Origin of the sequence: Anaerococcus sp. HMSC065G05 (assembly GCF_001812365.1) — a bacterium.
Taxonomy (GTDB): domain Bacteria; phylum Bacillota; class Clostridia; order Tissierellales; family Peptoniphilaceae; genus Anaerococcus; species Anaerococcus vaginalis.
Window position 1 is genome coordinate 12,661 of the sequence record NZ_KV808684.1, and the last position, 14,540, is coordinate 27,200.

The following is a 14,540-nucleotide window of genomic DNA, read 5'->3' on the forward strand; positions in this document are numbered from 1 at the left end:
GGGGAACTATGAGAAAAAACAAGAAAAATATTCCTAGTTTTGCCTTGGCTATTATAATTCTATTTGTTTTAATTTTTATTATTAAATTATCTAAGTCAGACAAAAAATCAGAAAAAATTAAACCACATCCAGCAAAAAATAGCGTGGTTGGATTTAAATCTGATAAGTATTTAAATGATATAGAAAAATTATATGATTCAAATGTTACTTTTGCTGATGAAATGGAAAAAGATTATTCTAATGAATTCAAAAACAAAAGAGTAACTGATGATTATCTTTATACAAAAATTGAAAAAATAATAGATGAAGAAACGGAAAATTTAAAGGGCGATTGGCAAGTTGCTGTTGATACAATTAGTGGAAAATCTAATATATCTATTGAGAAAAAATCTTCTGACGAAAATGATGCACAAGTTGCGGCATCAACTATTAAAATTTTTATCGCACTTGAAACTTACAGGCAAGTTGAAGAAGGAATTTTGGATGAAAAAGATGTGGAAGATGATATTTATTTAATGTTAAGAGATTCAAATAATGAAGCTACAGATAGGCTAATAGATAAAATTGGCGATAATGATATGAAGACTGCATGTTTAAATGTAGGAAGAATGATAAATAAAGTAACTGGAAAAAATAGATGTGCCTTATATACAAAAATGCATGGAAGAGGCAAAGCCAATCTTGTAAATGCAAAAGACCTCAACAAGGCATTGATTGTAATTTATGATGGAGAAATTATTAGCCGTGAGCATTGTGATATAGCAATGAAGGCAATGTCTGAAAATACTACAACATCAAAAATAAAATTATTGGCTGATTTGCCAAAAAAAGCTAAGGGATTAAATAAGTCTGGAGAATATCCAGATGGTGGAATAGAAAATGATATAGCTATAATAGATGTTGGCGATAGTGTTTTTGCAATTTCATTTTTGAGTGATTTTGATGAGCCAGTAAGTCATGGAGGCAGTCCACAATTTGAATCAATGCATAATTTAGGAAGACGAATTTCTAATGCATTTATAGCATTTGATAAGGATAATTAAAAAATTTAATATAAAAATTAGCCAAAAGAAAAAATCTTTTGGCTTTTTTTGAGAAATTAAAAGTTTATTTTATTAATTGATAAAAAACAATAGACTAAAAATAAAAATTATTATATGATAGTAGCTAGAAAATTTAGGAGTAGTAATGAATAATTTTATGGATGAATTTTTTAGAAGAAAAGAAGATGGTTTTGTCTTTGATTCATATAGTTTTTTGCATTTAATTTTATTTGCCTTTATGGTAATTGTAGCAATTTTATTATATAAATACAGAAGAAAAATCAGGGAAAATAAAAAAATATATAAATATGTAAGATTTATTTTTATTTTTTTGCTGGCATTTCAGCAGATAAGTTTTTTATATTTTATTTGTTTTGTAAGAAAAGATACAATAAATGAGGCCTTGCCCTTATACACTTGTAGGATAAGTATTTATAGTGGATTTTTTGCACTTATATTTAATTCAAATAATTTAAAAATTCTTACAATTTTTTGGGGACTAATAGGTGGAATTATTGGCTTAATTTTTCCAGATTTAATGCCATATTCATGGCCTCATATTATGTATGTAAATTTCTTTTTGACACATTTTTTAGTATTTTGGGTTTCACTATTTTTCCTAATAGTCGATAAAATTAAAATAAAAAAAGAAAATTTGAAGTTTTTATTTATATTTGTAAATGTATTTTTGCTAATAACTGAAATAATAAATTTGAAATTTAATTTAAATTATGCTTATCTTTCTTATAGTCCAGTTTTTACAAATTTATTAAATAAACTACCAGCAATAATTTATTTTTTATTGGCTGCAATTTTATATAATTTTTCTATCTATTTAAATTTTTATATTTTTAAAAAATTAAAACTAATCGAAGCCAATTGATATTATTTTGCAAAATTTTAGCAAAATAATATCAATTGGCTTTTATTTTTTTATCAAAAAGTGTAATATAATATTAGATGTAAGTTTTTGTAATATAATGCAAAGGTTTTTATAATTAAATGGAGGTATTATGAAAGAGTATGGAGTTTTTGATATAATTGGACCAATTATGATAGGACCTTCGTCTTCTCATACTGCAGGAGCTGCAAGAATTGGACAAGTTGCTATATCAATTGTAAAAGATGGTTTTACTAGGGTAGATTTTCATCTTCATGGATCATTTGCTCAAACTTATAAGGGACACGGAACTGACAAGGCACTTCTTGCAGGAGTTTTAGGTTTTAGACCAAATGATAAAAGACTTAGAGATTCATTTAAAATTGCTGACGATGAAGGACTTGAATATCATTTTATAAAAGATGATCTAGGAACAGTTCATCCAAATACTGCAAAAATTGTTTTTTATTATCCAGATGGAACAAAATCATCAGTTACAGGCTCATCAATTGGTGGTGGAAATATAGAAATAATTGAAATTAATGATGTGTCAATTTCTTATAATGGAAAATTCCCAACAATTATTTTAAGATACAAAGAACAAAAAGGCGTAATTTATGAAGTAAGTAAGCTTTTAGCAACTAATGATTACAATATTGAAAGTATGAAAACAGTAAAAGCTGACGATGAAGTAACATTAATAGTTGAATTAAATGAAAAATTAGAAGTAGAAATTATTGACGAGATTATAAATAATAAGAGATATGATTACGCAAATTATATAGAAGGGGTTAGATAATGTTTAGAAAAGCATCTGAAGTTATAGAAGAATGTGAAAGTAGAGGAGTCCACATCAAAGATTTAGTTCTTGAAGAAGAATTAAAATCATCGCAAATTAATAAAGATGATATTTTATTTAATTTGAAACAAATGTTTAAGGTTATGGAAGAATCTGCAACAGGAAATTTAAACCATGAAACAAAAACTGCAATGGGTATGATTGATGGATTTGCAAAAAAGATGAATGCCTACTCAAAAGAAGGAAAATCCATTACAGGAAATTTTGTAACAGAGGCAATGGCAATGGCATTTTCAACTCTAGAAATTAGTGCAGCAATGGGAGAAATTGTTGCAAGTCCTACTGCAGGTTCTTCTGGAATTTTGCCAGCAATTTTATATTCTCTAAAAAAACGTGAAGGATTTTCTGATGAAAAAATGGTTGATGCAATGCTAACAGCTATTGGAATTGGAAAAATAATTGGATATTATGGATCTTTTGCAGGAGCTGAGGGCGGTTGCCAAGCAGAAACAGGATCAGGAGCTGCCATGGGAGCGGCTGCAGCATGTTTTCTTTACGATCAAAGCCCAGAAGTTTGTTTTCACGCAGCAAGTTTTGCATTTTTGCATGTGCTAGGTCTTGTTTGTGATCCAATTGCAGGACTTGTAGAATATCCTTGTACTTTTAGAAATGCATCTGGAGTTGTAAACGCATTTATTTCTGCTGATATGGCAATGGCAGGAATCACAAGCATAGTTCCATTTGATGAAGTTTGTAAAGCAGCTGGAGAAGTTGGATCTACTTTACCAGAAGCTTTAAGAGAAACAGGGATAGGCGGAATAGCAGGAACAGAAACAGGAAGAAAAATTAGAAAGAAATTTTTCGCACTTGGAAATGACTCTACAAAAGAAAATAAATAAATTAAATTAGTAGGCTTTTGCCTACTTTTTTTATTTTGATTTTTGGGTATAAATTTTTTGAGAGGAGTTTTTATGAAAATAAATTTTATTAGAGCTTTTGAAGATAATTATATTTGGACAATAGAAAAAGAAAAAGAGGTAATTTTAATTGACCCAGGAGAGGCAAATCCTTGTTTTGATTATTTGAAAGATAAAAAATTATACGCAATTTTATTAACTCACAAACACATGGACCATGTTGGTGGAGTGAAAAAATTAAAGGAAAAATATAAAGGTGTAAGAGTTTATGGTCCAGCTGAAACGAAAAATTTAAATGATATTACTTTAAAAGATAAAGATGAATTTGAAATTTTTGGATATAAATTTATAGTTTTAAAAACTAATGGCCATACCGAAGAACATATTTCTTATTTGGTAGATGGAAATTTATTTTGTGGAGATACAATATTTTCTTCGGGGTGTGGAAGAGTTTTTACTGGAGATTATCAAAGTTCTTTTGATTCCGTTCAAAAAATCAAACAATTGGATAAAAATATTTTGATTTATCCAGCTCATGAATACACTATTGATTGTATAGAATCATCAAAAAGAATTATTAAAGATAAAATTATGGACGATGCAATAAGTGAGGCCAAAGAAAAACTTTCAAGATCTCTTCCTAGCCTTCCGACAAGTGTTGAAAAAGAATTTTTAATCAATCCATTTTTTATGGCAAAAAATTTAGAAGAGTTCAAGGAATTTATAAAAATTAAAAATTGACATATTTTTTCAAAAAATTTATAATACTAAAAGGGAATGAAGTTCTCCCTTAGATTATTTCTAAAACCGCATTTTGCTGATGACTTCTGTTACTATTAGGGGACAGATTTCATCAGTTTTTTTGTCCCAAAAAGGAGGATTTATGTTAGTTTCTTTTGGTCTAATTATTATTTTTGGGTTAATATTTGGATTTTTTTGCAAAAAATTAAAAATACCTGCTCTAATTGGTATGCTTTTTACTGGAATTATTTTAGGACCTAATGTTTTAAATTTAATTGATTCAAAGACTTTAAATATTTCAGCAGAGCTTAGACAAATTGCCTTGATTGTAATTTTAATTAAGGCTGGTCTTTCTTTGGATGTTTCTGATTTAAAAAGAATAGGAAAATCTGCAATTTTATTGTCATTTTTGCCTGCAAGTTTTGAAATATTAGCCTATTTTATTTTTGCAAGAATATTTTTCAAAATAAGAAGTGTTGATGCACTTTTAATGGGTTCGGTTCTTGCAGCTGTTTCGCCAGCTGTTGTTGTGCCAAGAATGGTAAAATTAATTGAAGAAAAAAGGGGAGTTGAAAAATCAATCCCACAAATGATTCTTGCTGGTGCATCTTGTGATGATATATTTGTTCTTGTTTTGTTTTCATCATTTTTGTCAATGGCAAAGGGAGAAGATGTAAGTTTGATTTCTTTGGCAAATGTTCCAATTTCTATAATTTTGGGAATTATTGTAGGATCTATTATTGGCTATATTTTATATATCGTTTTTGAATTTTTTTATAAAAAAGGCGATATGATAAGAAATTCTACTAAGCTTATAATAATTCTTGCTATTTCATTTTTGTTAGTTGCAATGGAAAAGATATTAAAAGATAAAATTGCTTTTTCATCACTTTTGGCAGTTATAGCAATGAGTTGTGTTTTCAAAATTAAAGCGAATTATGAAGTTTCTTTAAGACTTTCAGAAAAATTTGGAAAATTGTGGATTTTTGCAGAAGTTTTATTATTTGTTTTGGTTGGAGCTGAAGTTAATATTTTATATATAAGAAAACTTGGATTTATTTCAATTCTTATGATTTTTTTGGCGCTTATTATTAGGTCTTTGGGAACTTTGCTTTCAATTTCGACTTCAAATTTAAATAAAAAGGAAAAATTATTTACAGTTTTTTCTTATATGCCAAAGGCCACCGTTCAAGCAGCTATTGGAGCAGTTCCACTTGCAAATGGACTTTCTAGTGGAGAAATAATTTTATCGATGGCAGTTTTGGGAATTTTAATTACAGCTCCTGTTGGGGCGATATTTATTGATAATTTTAACCAAAAATTATTAGATTGAAAGACATATTTTTGATAAAATATCAGTATATTATATAAAAACAGAGGAAAAAATGAGTAAAATTGATTTTAAAAAAATAAAATTGGATAATGGCGAGACCATGGCTTATAGACATGTGGGCTGTGGAGAAAATAAAGTTATTTTGATTCACGGTTTTCAATCATCTTCCCAATTTTTTGAAGATTTATTGGAAAATATTGATAAAAAAATTGAAGTATTTGCTCCAGATTTAATTGGATACGGGGAAAGCTCTTATGAAAATAAGCACAAGGAAATGAAAGAGTGGGCAGAGGATTTGAAATATTTTGCTGATTCTTTGAATATAGATAATTTTTCTCTTGTAGGCTGGTCTTTGGGTGGACTTGTCGCCATGGATTTTGCAGGAATGTTTCCTGAAAAAATAAAGCAATTAATTTTGATAGCTTCTGTTGGAGTTAAGGGTTTTGTTATGCCAAAAGATAAAGATGTAAATGATGAAGATAAAAAATTAAAACTTCCTAATTTTTTGAAAAATTTTAACATTAAACACGATCATTCTTTTACTGTTCCTATTTTAAATGGAATAAAAGATAAGGATATTGATTTTTTTGAAGATTTATTTAGGCAAACAATTTATAATGTCAACGATCCAAATCCTGATGATTTAAGGAAAATGGCTGAAGATTTTCTAAAACAAAGGTGTTTTTTGGAATCTCTGCTTTCTATGGTAACCTACAATAACACGAAAGAAAAAGGAAGTGGATTGATTGAAAAAATAAATAAAAAAGTTACATGGATTCATGGAAACAAAGATATGGTTATACCAATTGACGATGCTTTAGAAAGTATTGAATATTTTCCAAACAAGGTTAATTTTATAAAATTTGAAAATTCTGGTCATGCTGTATTTGTAGATGAAAAAGAAAAATTTGTAGAAATTTTTGAAGATTTGATAAAAAATGAAAATTAAGTATTTAATAATTTATTTTATATTTGTATCCTTAATTTCGATTTTTCTTGTGATTTATGATAAAATTGCTTCAAAAAAATTTAAAAGAAATAGAATAAGGGAGGATATTCTTTTGCTATTTGCCTTTATGGGAGGAGCGTTTTTTATGTATATTACCATGAAATTAATTCATCATAAAACTCGTCACAAAAAATTTATGATAGGCATTCCAATTTTTATAGGATTACATATTTTTCTTGGATTTTATTTATTTAATAGAATTTAAAATAAAATTATTTAAATGCGGCAATTATTTGTCGCTTTTAAATTGTCAAATAGGGTAAGAATAAGTTAATGTATAAAGGAGAAAATGATGAAAGAGTATGTAGATTTGTACGATAATTTTAGAAATAAAACTGGAGATATTATAGAAAGAAGAGATATTGTGCCAAGAGGTCTTTATCGACTTATCATCCATGTTTTAATTTTTGATAAAAAGGGAAGACTTTTGATTCAAAAAAGAAGTAAAACAAAAAAATCTTGGCCAAATTTATGGGACTTGACAGTTTCAGGAGCGGTATCAAGTGGAGAAAGTTCGCAAACAGCTGCATCCAGAGAATTATTTGAAGAACTTGGAATAAAATATGATTTTTCAAAATCTTATCCAAATATTTCGGTAAATACTGGATTTAGAATTGATGATGTCTTTATAATAAGTAATAAAAATATAGATTTAAATAAATTAAGATTGCAAAAAGAAGAAGTTTCTGATGCAAAATTTGTAAGTTTAAATGAGCTAATTAAAATTATTGACGAAAAAGAATTCGTTCCTTATCAAAAAGATTATATTAATTTGCTATTTTATTTAAGAAACAATTCAAATTTATTTGTTAATGATTAAATAATTAATAATTATTATCATTTTCCTCAAAAAAGCGTATAATAATTTTATAAATCAGAGTAAAAAACTAGGAATAAAATTTTTAGGAGGAATAATGAAAGATAGTAAAATAATTTTAGTTGGCGACGGAGCTGTAGGAAGTTCTTTTGCTTATGCCTCTACAATTCTTGGTATTGGAAGAGAATTGGGAATTATAGATATAAATGAGAAAAAAGCAGAGGGAGATGCCATGGATCTTTCCGATGTGCTTTCTTTTACAAATCCAAAACACATTTACAAGGCAGATTATAGCGATTGTAAAGATGCAGAAATAGTTGTAATTACAGCTGGAATTCCACAAAAATCTGGAGAATCTAGACTTGATTTAATTGAAAAAAATCTTAAAATTTTTAAAGATATGATTGGACAAATAGTAGATAGCGGTTTTTATGGAATATTTTTAGTTGCATCAAATCCAGTTGACATTTTGACTTATGCAACTTGGAAATATTCAAAATTTCCAGCAAATAAAGTTATAGGCACAGGAACTACTCTTGATTCTTCAAGATTTAAAAAAGAAATTGCAAATTTAATAGGAATTGATCCAAGAAGCGTTGAAGCTTTTATAATGGGAGAACATGGAGATAGCGAATTTGCAGTTTGGTCACACACAAATGTAGGTGGAATGCCTTTGTATGAATGGGTTAAAAGCCACAGCGAAACTGACGAAAAAGAACTCTTAGATACTTTTGAAAAAGTAAAAAATGCAGCTTATGAAATAATTGATAAAAAAGGAGCAACTTTTTATGGAATAGGCATGGCGCTTGCTAGAATTGTTGAAGCAATTATAAACGATCAAAATTCTGTATTTTCTACTTCATCATATCTTGATGGGGAATATGGTTTAGAAGATATTTTTATTGGAGCTCCATCAGTTATTGGAAAAAATGGAGTAAAATGGGTTCTTGAAGTGCCACTTACTGATATAGAAGATGAAAGAATGAAAGAAAGCGCAAAAACATTAAAAGAAATAATAAATAAATCAAATATATAGAAAGAGAACTGTTGCAGGATTGTTATTTATAATTTTGTAACAGTTTTTTATAATTGAAAATATTAAAATTGGGTAATAAAAATATGAACAATTTAGAAAAAGGAAGGCTAAAATGGCAGATATAAATAAAATAAAAGAAATGGAAGAAATTCTAAACAAAAACACCAAAGAAGTAGAAGATTTTAGAAAGGCACTTGAAAAATTTAAAAACAGCCAAAAAGATTATAAAAAATTATCCGATTATTATTCGTCAGAAGAATATATGAAAGACTTAGAAGAATCAAATCAAGGAAAAATTGATTCGGAAATTAGCCAAGGAATTTTTTCAGAAGATTTAGTTTATGATTTATTAGGAGATAATTATTATTTGGCAGTTGATATGCTTGAGCTTGCAACAGAAATAATTAAAAATAATTAAAAAAATCCCTCAGCAAAAAATTTACTGAGGGATTTTTTTATTATCTTTTTACAGCTTTTACAATCGCAGAAACCAAAACTATTGACATAATAGCTTCTGGAAGTCCGTTTGTAATTATTGCACCAAAAATTGTACTTCTTGCAGCCTCAACAGAAATACCCAAGGCTGTTACATATTTTTCTGCATAAAACAAATAAATAAAACCCATAACAAAAAGAGTATTAGTCATTGTTCCAACAAAAGATGCAATAGCTACAGAAAGATTTGAATTTTTATTTTTATAAGTTAAATAAAGCATACAAATAGCAATTATAGTTATTACTATAGATATTACAATTTGATATATTTTTGCTTGATGAGTCAAATTATAAAAAACCAAATAAATTAAAAATCCTGTAAGAATTGTCCACAAAATCAAAGAAATTTTTCTGATTCTTTCATTATTTTTGTCTTTTAATCCTTTAAAAGTTAGTCCTGCAAAAATTCCTATTAAAATTCTTGGCAAAACTGAAATTATTGGATTATAAAAAACAAATGAAATTGGACCAGGTCTAAGCATAGCATTTGCTATCGAAGATAGACCGAAAATAAATCCCACAAGACCACCAACGATTGGTCCTTCCAAAATTGCAGCTATAATAACTGGTATGTGCATGGTCGTAATATTAATTAGACCTAGGGGAATGTATCCCATCGGAGTGAATCCTAAAACCATAGTGATTGCTCCAAGCATAGCAACAGTTACCATTTTACGAGTTTTTTCTTTATTATTCATATTACCTCCTGATACAACTCCTTTCGGATGTCGTTCATTATATAATTATTATATACCAAAAAAATAAAATGTCTAAAAATTAACTAAGAAGTTTGCAAAAATCATTTTTGAAACAATAAGAAATGAAATAAAAAAAATAAAAATAAAAAAACGCAGATAAAAATCTGCGTTAAATTTGGTGCGCCATCAGGGATTCGAACCCTGGACACCCTGATTAAGAGTCAGGTGCTCTACCAACTGAGCTAATGGCACTAACTTGCTGACTTATTAATAATACCATCTTATAAATTTTTTGTCAACAAGGGGAAATTTTTAATAGTGAAATTATAAATCTTTTTGTTTTAATTTCATTATTAAGTTTGTATATGCTATAATGTGTAGTGGATGTTTACTTGGGACCCATCCGAAAAAAATCAAGGAGGTATTTATGTCTAGTCTAGGATATAATTTTAAGGATACAAATTTTTTAGTTAAGTCAGCTGCGATCGCGGCTTTGTATGCAATAATCACTTTAATGTTCCCATCTCTTGCGTACGGACCTATCCAATTACGTTTTAGTGAAATTTTAGTTCTTTTGGTTTTTTATAACAAAAGATTTATTCCGGGACTTTTATTGGGATGTTTTTTGGCTAATTTTGCGTCTGATATTGCTGTGTTTGATGTGATTTTTGGAACTTTCGCATCTTTTTTGGCTTTTATGATGATTATTAGACAAAAAAATTTGTTCATAGCATCTTTGTTTCCAGTTTTATCTATGGTTATTCCAGCTATTGGAACTTATATTTTGTTAGATTCATCAACTGCTTTCATTATTATGCTTGGACAATTTATGATGAGTGAATTTATTGTTGTATCTGTAATTGGCATTTTTATTTTTAAAATTTTAGAAAATAATTCTGCTTTTATGAATATGATTAAAAATTTCTAAGAAAAAAGGACTGTTGTAAAAATTATGAATAATCATAATTCTACAATAGTCCCTTAAATATTTTTACTTATTTTTCTTCTTTATCTTTTGAATTTTTTTCTTCGTATTCTTCTTTTGTCAAAACATCAACTATTTCTGCTTTAACTGCTTGAACGTTTATTCCTGTTAGGCTATAAACTTCTTTTTTGATATTTCTATCTAATGATGCGAATACTTCTTGAGCTTTTTTGCCGTATTCAAGAATTATTTTTGTGTGAACTACAGCATTTTTTGCATCGTCAACGTCGATTGAAATTCCTGATGTATTTTCTCCGTCTGTAAAGTTATCAGCTATTGATGAAAATACATTCTTTTTTAATTCTAAAATTCCGTCTGTTTTTGTTAAAACTTTTTTTGCGATTTTTGCTATTACATTGTCGTTAATTGTATATTCACTTACTTCGTTTGCGTATTCTGCTTGAATTTCTTTGTTTTCAATTCTATCCATTATTTTCTCCTTTTAAATTTCAACTTACTAACTTGTTTACCTTATATTGTTACCCGAAGTTTTTCGAAATAAACAATTTTTAACAAAGATTTTAAATTATTTGGATAATTTTTTTATTATTTTTTCAATTTCTTCAATTTTTTCTATTCCATCTTCATTGTTTTTATCAAGTGCCTTGTAGACGCAATGTTCAAGATGGGAGGAGAGGACATCGGAATTTATATTTTTCAAAATTGAAATTGATGCCATTATTTGATTTGAAATATCTATACAATATCTGTCATCTTCAACCATTTTTATAAGTCCGTCTAACTGTCCTCTGACTGTTTTTAATTTTCTTAGGGTTTTATCTTTGTCAGCTTGCATTATTTATATTCTATGCGAACAAATTCATATCCAGCATCATTTATTTTTTCTTTTATTTCGTTTTCATCAATAGATCCAAAGTAATCGACTTCAGCTAGTTTTTCATCTAAATTAACTTCGGCATTTTCAATTCCAGAAATATTTTTAAGAATTTCTTCTACACGATTTTTACAGTGGTTACAGCTCATTTGGTTTACTTTTACTATCATTTTGTTTAATTCGTTCATTTTTTTCTCCTTTATATTTTTATTTTTTTCTTTTTCAATTTCTTCTTTTATTTTTTCTTCGTTTTCAAAATTTGCTTTAAATTTTCTAAGTCTTAGTGAGTTTAAACATACAAATATTGATGAAAAACTCATGGCAAAGGCTCCAAACATTGGGGAAAGTTTTAATCCAAAAGCAGGATAGAGAAGACCTGCTGCAAGTGGGATTCCAATTATATTATAGAAAAATGCCCAAAAAAGATTTTCTTTAATGATTTTTATGGTTGATTTTGAAAGTTTTACTGCTGATACAATATCCAAAATATTATTGTTAATTAAAATAATATCGGCAGATTCTATGGCTACATCTGTTCCATTTCCTATTGCCATTGACACATCACTTCTAACAAGGGCTGGCGCATCATTAATTCCATCTCCAACCATCAAAACTTTTTTTCCTAGTTTTTGCAAATTTTTAATTTCTTTTTCCTTGTCTTGGGGTAAAACTTCTGCGTATTTTTCGTCAATATTTAAGGCATTTTTTATTGCCTCAGCAGTTTTTTCATTATCGCCTGTAATCATCCTAACTTCATAGCCCATTTTTTTCATTTCATCAATTGCAATTTTTGATAAATTTTTTGGTTTATCTTGAACGGCTATTATTCCTATTACATTTTTTTCATCAGCAAAATACATAGAAGTTTTTCCTTCATTTGAAAATATATCAGCTTTTTTCTCATAGGATTTTAAATCTATATTTTTTTCTTTCATCAAGGAAATATTTCCACCATAATAAATTTTGTTTTCGTATTTTGCTTTTATTCCTTTACCAGAAATTGCTTCAAAGTCTTCTATATTTTTTGCTTGAATATTTTTAGCTTTTGCATATTCACCTATTGCGTGTGATAGGGGATGCTCACTATTATTTTCGATTGAGCTTGCAATTTTTATAAATTCATTTTCATCAATTTCTGAAATTATATCAGTAACTTGTGGTCTTCCTTCGGTTATTGTTCCAGTTTTATCTAGTAAAATTGTATCAACTTTGTGAAGATTTTCTAAGCTTTCTGCATTTTTAAATAAGAGTCCAAATTGGGCACTTTTTCCTGTTGCAACCATAATTGCCATTGGAGTTGCAAGTCCCAAGGCGCATGGACAAGAAATTACTAAAACAGAAATTGCAAAATTTAAAGAAAATTCAAAACCATATCCTAAAATCATCCAAACTACAAAAGTAATTAAAGAAATTATCATTACAGTTGGAACAAAAATTGCAGAAATTTTATCGGCAAGTTTCGCTATTGGTGCTTTTGTTTCATTTGCCTGATTTACAAGCTCAATTATTTTTGAAAGCGTAGTATCTTCTCCAACTTTTGTAGCTTCAAATATAAAAGAGCCTTGTTTATTTAAAGTTGCAGAAATAACTTCATCTCCAATATTTTTATTTACAGGAATTGATTCGCCAGTTATTGCAGATTCATCAACAAGAGATGAACCTTCTTTTATAATTCCATCAACAGGAATTGCCTCTCCTGGTCTAACCAAAATCAAATCTCCTTTTTTCAAATCTTCAACCAAGATTTCTACTTCATTTTTATCTTTTAAAATTCTAGCTTTTTTTGGGGCAAGATCCATCAAAGATTCCAAAGATTTTTTTGTTTGACCTTTAGATTTTTTTTCGAAATATTTTCCCAAAGTAATCAAAGTTAAAATCATTGCTGATGATTCAAAATATAGGTTATGTCTATAATTTTCTACAATTTCAAATTTTTCAAAGCCAAGACCATAAGCCATTCTCATTATGGCAAATATTCCATAAATCAATGCGGCAAAAGAGCCCAGTCCTACTAAAGTATCCATATTAGATGCTTTGTTAAAAAGAGCTTTAAAACCAGAAATATAAAAAATTCTATTTACAAAAACTATTGGCAAGGTTAATAAAAATTGCAAAAAAGCAAAGTTTACACTGCCACGCGCTCCCATTAAAAAATGAGGAAGTGGAAGATTTATCATGTGACCCATAGAAATATACATCAATGGAATCAAAAATATAAAAGAAATAATTAATCTGTTTTTGACAATTTTTTCTTCATCAAAAGTTTTATTATTTTCTTTCAAATTATTTTTATTTTTTGGCTTTGCTCCATAGCCAATTTTTTCTACAGCTTTTATAATATCATTTTCAGAAATTTTTCCATCATCATAAGAAACAGTCATGGTTTCCGAAATAAGATTTACATTTACAAAATCAACGCCGAGTTTTTCGACAGCTTTTTGAACATTTGCCTGACAAGATGCACAAGTCATTCCACTAACATCAAAGCGTTCTTTCATTTTACCTCCTAACTAACACCGTGTGGGGGTGTTATTTTTATTATATGCTTATAATAATTTTTGTAAAGAAATATTTTTTAATTTTGATGGGTAGAAAATAAATAAGGAGTAAAAAATGAAAAGATACAATATGATTTTTAAAGGGAGAGTACAAGGAGTTGGATTTAGATATAAATCTTATTTGCTTGCAAATGAACTTGGCTTAACTGGAGATGTAAATAATTTATATGATGGAGATGTTGAATTAAATATTCAAGGAGATAGAGAAAAAATAGATCTATTTTTGGAAAAATTGGCTAAGGATAGATTTATAAGAATTGATGATATAGAAATTAAAGAAAAAGAATTAATAAATAATGAGGAAAAATTTAAATTGTCATAAAAATTAAATTGTAATCAAAAAAGGCTCTTGTAAAAATACAAGAGTCAGACTGTAGACAAAGTAGATGAAAAA

17 protein-coding genes, 1 tRNA gene and 1 riboswitch are annotated in these 14,540 nt (G+C 28.0%); of the genes, 13 read left to right on the forward strand and 5 right to left on the reverse strand.

Annotation, left to right across the window (positions count from 1 at the left end):
• Positions 1–8: 8 nt before the first annotated feature.
• From HMPREF2852_RS00415 to HMPREF2852_RS00465, 11 genes are all read left to right on the forward strand, one after another.
• Positions 9–1,043 (forward strand): serine hydrolase, encoded by a 1,035-nt coding sequence (locus HMPREF2852_RS00415; protein WP_222563194.1) that lies wholly within the window; start codon positions 9–11, stop codon positions 1,041–1,043.
• 145 nt (positions 1,044–1,188) lie between these two features.
• On the forward strand, positions 1,189–1,926 hold the full coding sequence (locus tag HMPREF2852_RS00420) for a YwaF family protein (protein WP_070604988.1): 738 nt from the start codon (positions 1,189–1,191) through the stop codon (positions 1,924–1,926).
• Positions 1,927–2,056: 130 nt separating this feature from the next.
• Entirely contained in the window at positions 2,057–2,722 is a 666-nt protein-coding gene (gene sdaAB / locus HMPREF2852_RS00425; RefSeq protein WP_070604991.1) for an L-serine ammonia-lyase, iron-sulfur-dependent subunit beta, read from the forward strand.
• Positions 2,722–3,621, forward strand: a complete 900-nt coding sequence (gene sdaAA / locus HMPREF2852_RS00430) for an L-serine ammonia-lyase, iron-sulfur-dependent, subunit alpha (protein ID WP_019117539.1) — start codon at positions 2,722–2,724, stop codon at positions 3,619–3,621. Before sdaAB ends, sdaAA begins: the two co-directional genes overlap by 1 nt.
• 72 nt (positions 3,622–3,693) lie before the next feature.
• Positions 3,694–4,380 carry a hydroxyacylglutathione hydrolase gene (gene gloB / locus HMPREF2852_RS00435; RefSeq protein WP_070604994.1) on the forward strand — a complete coding sequence of 229 codons (687 nt, stop codon included), beginning with the start codon at positions 3,694–3,696 and terminating at the stop codon, positions 4,378–4,380.
• Positions 4,381–4,403: 23 nt separating this feature from the next.
• A riboswitch (Fluoride riboswitch) is annotated at positions 4,404–4,476 on the forward strand.
• 46 nt (positions 4,477–4,522) lie between these two features.
• Entirely contained in the window at positions 4,523–5,713 is a 1,191-nt protein-coding gene (locus HMPREF2852_RS00440; protein WP_070604997.1) for a cation:proton antiporter, read from the forward strand.
• Positions 5,714–5,765: 52 nt separating this feature from the next.
• Positions 5,766–6,662 (forward strand): alpha/beta fold hydrolase, encoded by an 897-nt coding sequence (locus HMPREF2852_RS00445; protein WP_070605000.1) that lies wholly within the window; start codon positions 5,766–5,768, stop codon positions 6,660–6,662.
• Positions 6,652–6,927 carry a DUF1294 domain-containing protein gene (locus HMPREF2852_RS00450; protein ID WP_070605003.1) on the forward strand — a complete coding sequence of 92 codons (276 nt, stop codon included), beginning with the start codon at positions 6,652–6,654 and terminating at the stop codon, positions 6,925–6,927. The genes HMPREF2852_RS00445 and HMPREF2852_RS00450 overlap by 11 nt, the downstream gene beginning before the upstream one ends.
• A gap of 87 nt (positions 6,928–7,014) precedes the next feature.
• Entirely contained in the window at positions 7,015–7,542 is a 528-nt protein-coding gene (locus tag HMPREF2852_RS00455) for an NUDIX hydrolase (RefSeq protein ID WP_070605006.1), read from the forward strand.
• Between the two features lie 94 nt (positions 7,543–7,636).
• Entirely contained in the window at positions 7,637–8,575 is a 939-nt protein-coding gene (locus HMPREF2852_RS00460; RefSeq protein WP_070605009.1) for an L-lactate dehydrogenase, read from the forward strand.
• Positions 8,576–8,687: 112 nt separating this feature from the next.
• Positions 8,688–8,993 carry a DUF4298 domain-containing protein gene (locus tag HMPREF2852_RS00465; RefSeq protein WP_070605012.1) on the forward strand — a complete coding sequence of 102 codons (306 nt, stop codon included), beginning with the start codon at positions 8,688–8,690 and terminating at the stop codon, positions 8,991–8,993.
• 40 nt (positions 8,994–9,033) lie between these two features.
• Here HMPREF2852_RS00465 and HMPREF2852_RS00470 read toward each other — a convergent pair whose 3' ends face one another.
• Positions 9,034–9,768: an ECF transporter S component gene (locus HMPREF2852_RS00470; protein WP_070605014.1), complete on the reverse strand. Its 735-nt coding sequence runs from the start codon at positions 9,766–9,768 to the stop codon at positions 9,034–9,036.
• Positions 9,769–9,944: 176 nt separating this feature from the next.
• Positions 9,945–10,020: transfer RNA gene (locus HMPREF2852_RS00475), tRNA-Lys, on the reverse strand.
• Between the two features lie 175 nt (positions 10,021–10,195).
• Between HMPREF2852_RS00475 and HMPREF2852_RS00480 the strand changes: the two genes are divergently transcribed.
• Positions 10,196–10,696 (forward strand): QueT transporter family protein, encoded by a 501-nt coding sequence (locus tag HMPREF2852_RS00480; RefSeq protein ID WP_070605016.1) that lies wholly within the window; start codon positions 10,196–10,198, stop codon positions 10,694–10,696.
• A gap of 67 nt (positions 10,697–10,763) precedes the next feature.
• Here HMPREF2852_RS00480 and HMPREF2852_RS00485 read toward each other — a convergent pair whose 3' ends face one another.
• From HMPREF2852_RS00485 to HMPREF2852_RS00495, 3 genes are all read right to left on the reverse strand, one after another.
• Positions 10,764–11,183 (reverse strand): Asp23/Gls24 family envelope stress response protein, encoded by a 420-nt coding sequence (locus HMPREF2852_RS00485; RefSeq protein ID WP_019117548.1) that lies wholly within the window; start codon positions 11,181–11,183, stop codon positions 10,764–10,766.
• Positions 11,184–11,279: 96 nt separating this feature from the next.
• A complete protein-coding gene (locus HMPREF2852_RS00490) occupies positions 11,280–11,549 on the reverse strand; it encodes a metal-sensing transcriptional repressor (protein WP_004838968.1) in 270 nt (89 codons plus the stop codon).
• Positions 11,549–14,086: a heavy metal translocating P-type ATPase gene (locus HMPREF2852_RS00495; protein WP_070605021.1), complete on the reverse strand. Its 2,538-nt coding sequence runs from the start codon at positions 14,084–14,086 to the stop codon at positions 11,549–11,551. The genes HMPREF2852_RS00490 and HMPREF2852_RS00495 overlap by 1 nt, the downstream gene beginning before the upstream one ends.
• A gap of 115 nt (positions 14,087–14,201) precedes the next feature.
• On the opposite strand from HMPREF2852_RS00495, the gene HMPREF2852_RS00500 reads away from it, so the two are divergent.
• Positions 14,202–14,468 (forward strand): acylphosphatase, encoded by a 267-nt coding sequence (locus HMPREF2852_RS00500; protein WP_070605024.1) that lies wholly within the window; start codon positions 14,202–14,204, stop codon positions 14,466–14,468.
• Positions 14,469–14,540 lie beyond the last annotated feature (72 nt).

Excerpts from the sequence above, each read along its gene's own strand:
- HMPREF2852_RS00415 (WP_222563194.1), top strand. The coding sequence starts at position 9 with ATGAGAAAAAACAAGAAAAATATTCCTAGTTTTGCCTTGGCTATTATA.
- HMPREF2852_RS00420 (WP_070604988.1), top strand. The coding sequence starts at position 1,189 with ATGAATAATTTTATGGATGAATTTTTTAGAAGAAAAGAAGATGGTTTT.
- sdaAB (WP_070604991.1), top strand. The coding sequence starts at position 2,057 with ATGAAAGAGTATGGAGTTTTTGATATAATTGGACCAATTATGATAGGA.
- sdaAA (WP_019117539.1), top strand. The coding sequence starts at position 2,722 with ATGTTTAGAAAAGCATCTGAAGTTATAGAAGAATGTGAAAGTAGAGGA.
- gloB (WP_070604994.1), top strand. The coding sequence starts at position 3,694 with ATGAAAATAAATTTTATTAGAGCTTTTGAAGATAATTATATTTGGACA.
- HMPREF2852_RS00440 (WP_070604997.1), top strand. The coding sequence starts at position 4,523 with ATGTTAGTTTCTTTTGGTCTAATTATTATTTTTGGGTTAATATTTGGA.
- HMPREF2852_RS00445 (WP_070605000.1), top strand. The coding sequence starts at position 5,766 with ATGAGTAAAATTGATTTTAAAAAAATAAAATTGGATAATGGCGAGACC.
- HMPREF2852_RS00450 (WP_070605003.1), top strand. The coding sequence starts at position 6,652 with ATGAAAATTAAGTATTTAATAATTTATTTTATATTTGTATCCTTAATT.
- HMPREF2852_RS00455 (WP_070605006.1), top strand. The coding sequence starts at position 7,015 with ATGAAAGAGTATGTAGATTTGTACGATAATTTTAGAAATAAAACTGGA.
- HMPREF2852_RS00460 (WP_070605009.1), top strand. The coding sequence starts at position 7,637 with ATGAAAGATAGTAAAATAATTTTAGTTGGCGACGGAGCTGTAGGAAGT.
- HMPREF2852_RS00465 (WP_070605012.1), top strand. The coding sequence starts at position 8,688 with ATGGCAGATATAAATAAAATAAAAGAAATGGAAGAAATTCTAAACAAA.
- HMPREF2852_RS00470 (WP_070605014.1), bottom strand. The coding sequence starts at position 9,768 with ATGAATAATAAAGAAAAAACTCGTAAAATGGTAACTGTTGCTATGCTT.
- HMPREF2852_RS00480 (WP_070605016.1), top strand. The coding sequence starts at position 10,196 with ATGTCTAGTCTAGGATATAATTTTAAGGATACAAATTTTTTAGTTAAG.
- HMPREF2852_RS00485 (WP_019117548.1), bottom strand. The coding sequence starts at position 11,183 with ATGGATAGAATTGAAAACAAAGAAATTCAAGCAGAATACGCAAACGAA.
- HMPREF2852_RS00490 (WP_004838968.1), bottom strand. The coding sequence starts at position 11,549 with ATGCAAGCTGACAAAGATAAAACCCTAAGAAAATTAAAAACAGTCAGA.
- HMPREF2852_RS00495 (WP_070605021.1), bottom strand. The coding sequence starts at position 14,086 with ATGAAAGAACGCTTTGATGTTAGTGGAATGACTTGTGCATCTTGTCAG.
- HMPREF2852_RS00500 (WP_070605024.1), top strand. The coding sequence starts at position 14,202 with ATGAAAAGATACAATATGATTTTTAAAGGGAGAGTACAAGGAGTTGGA.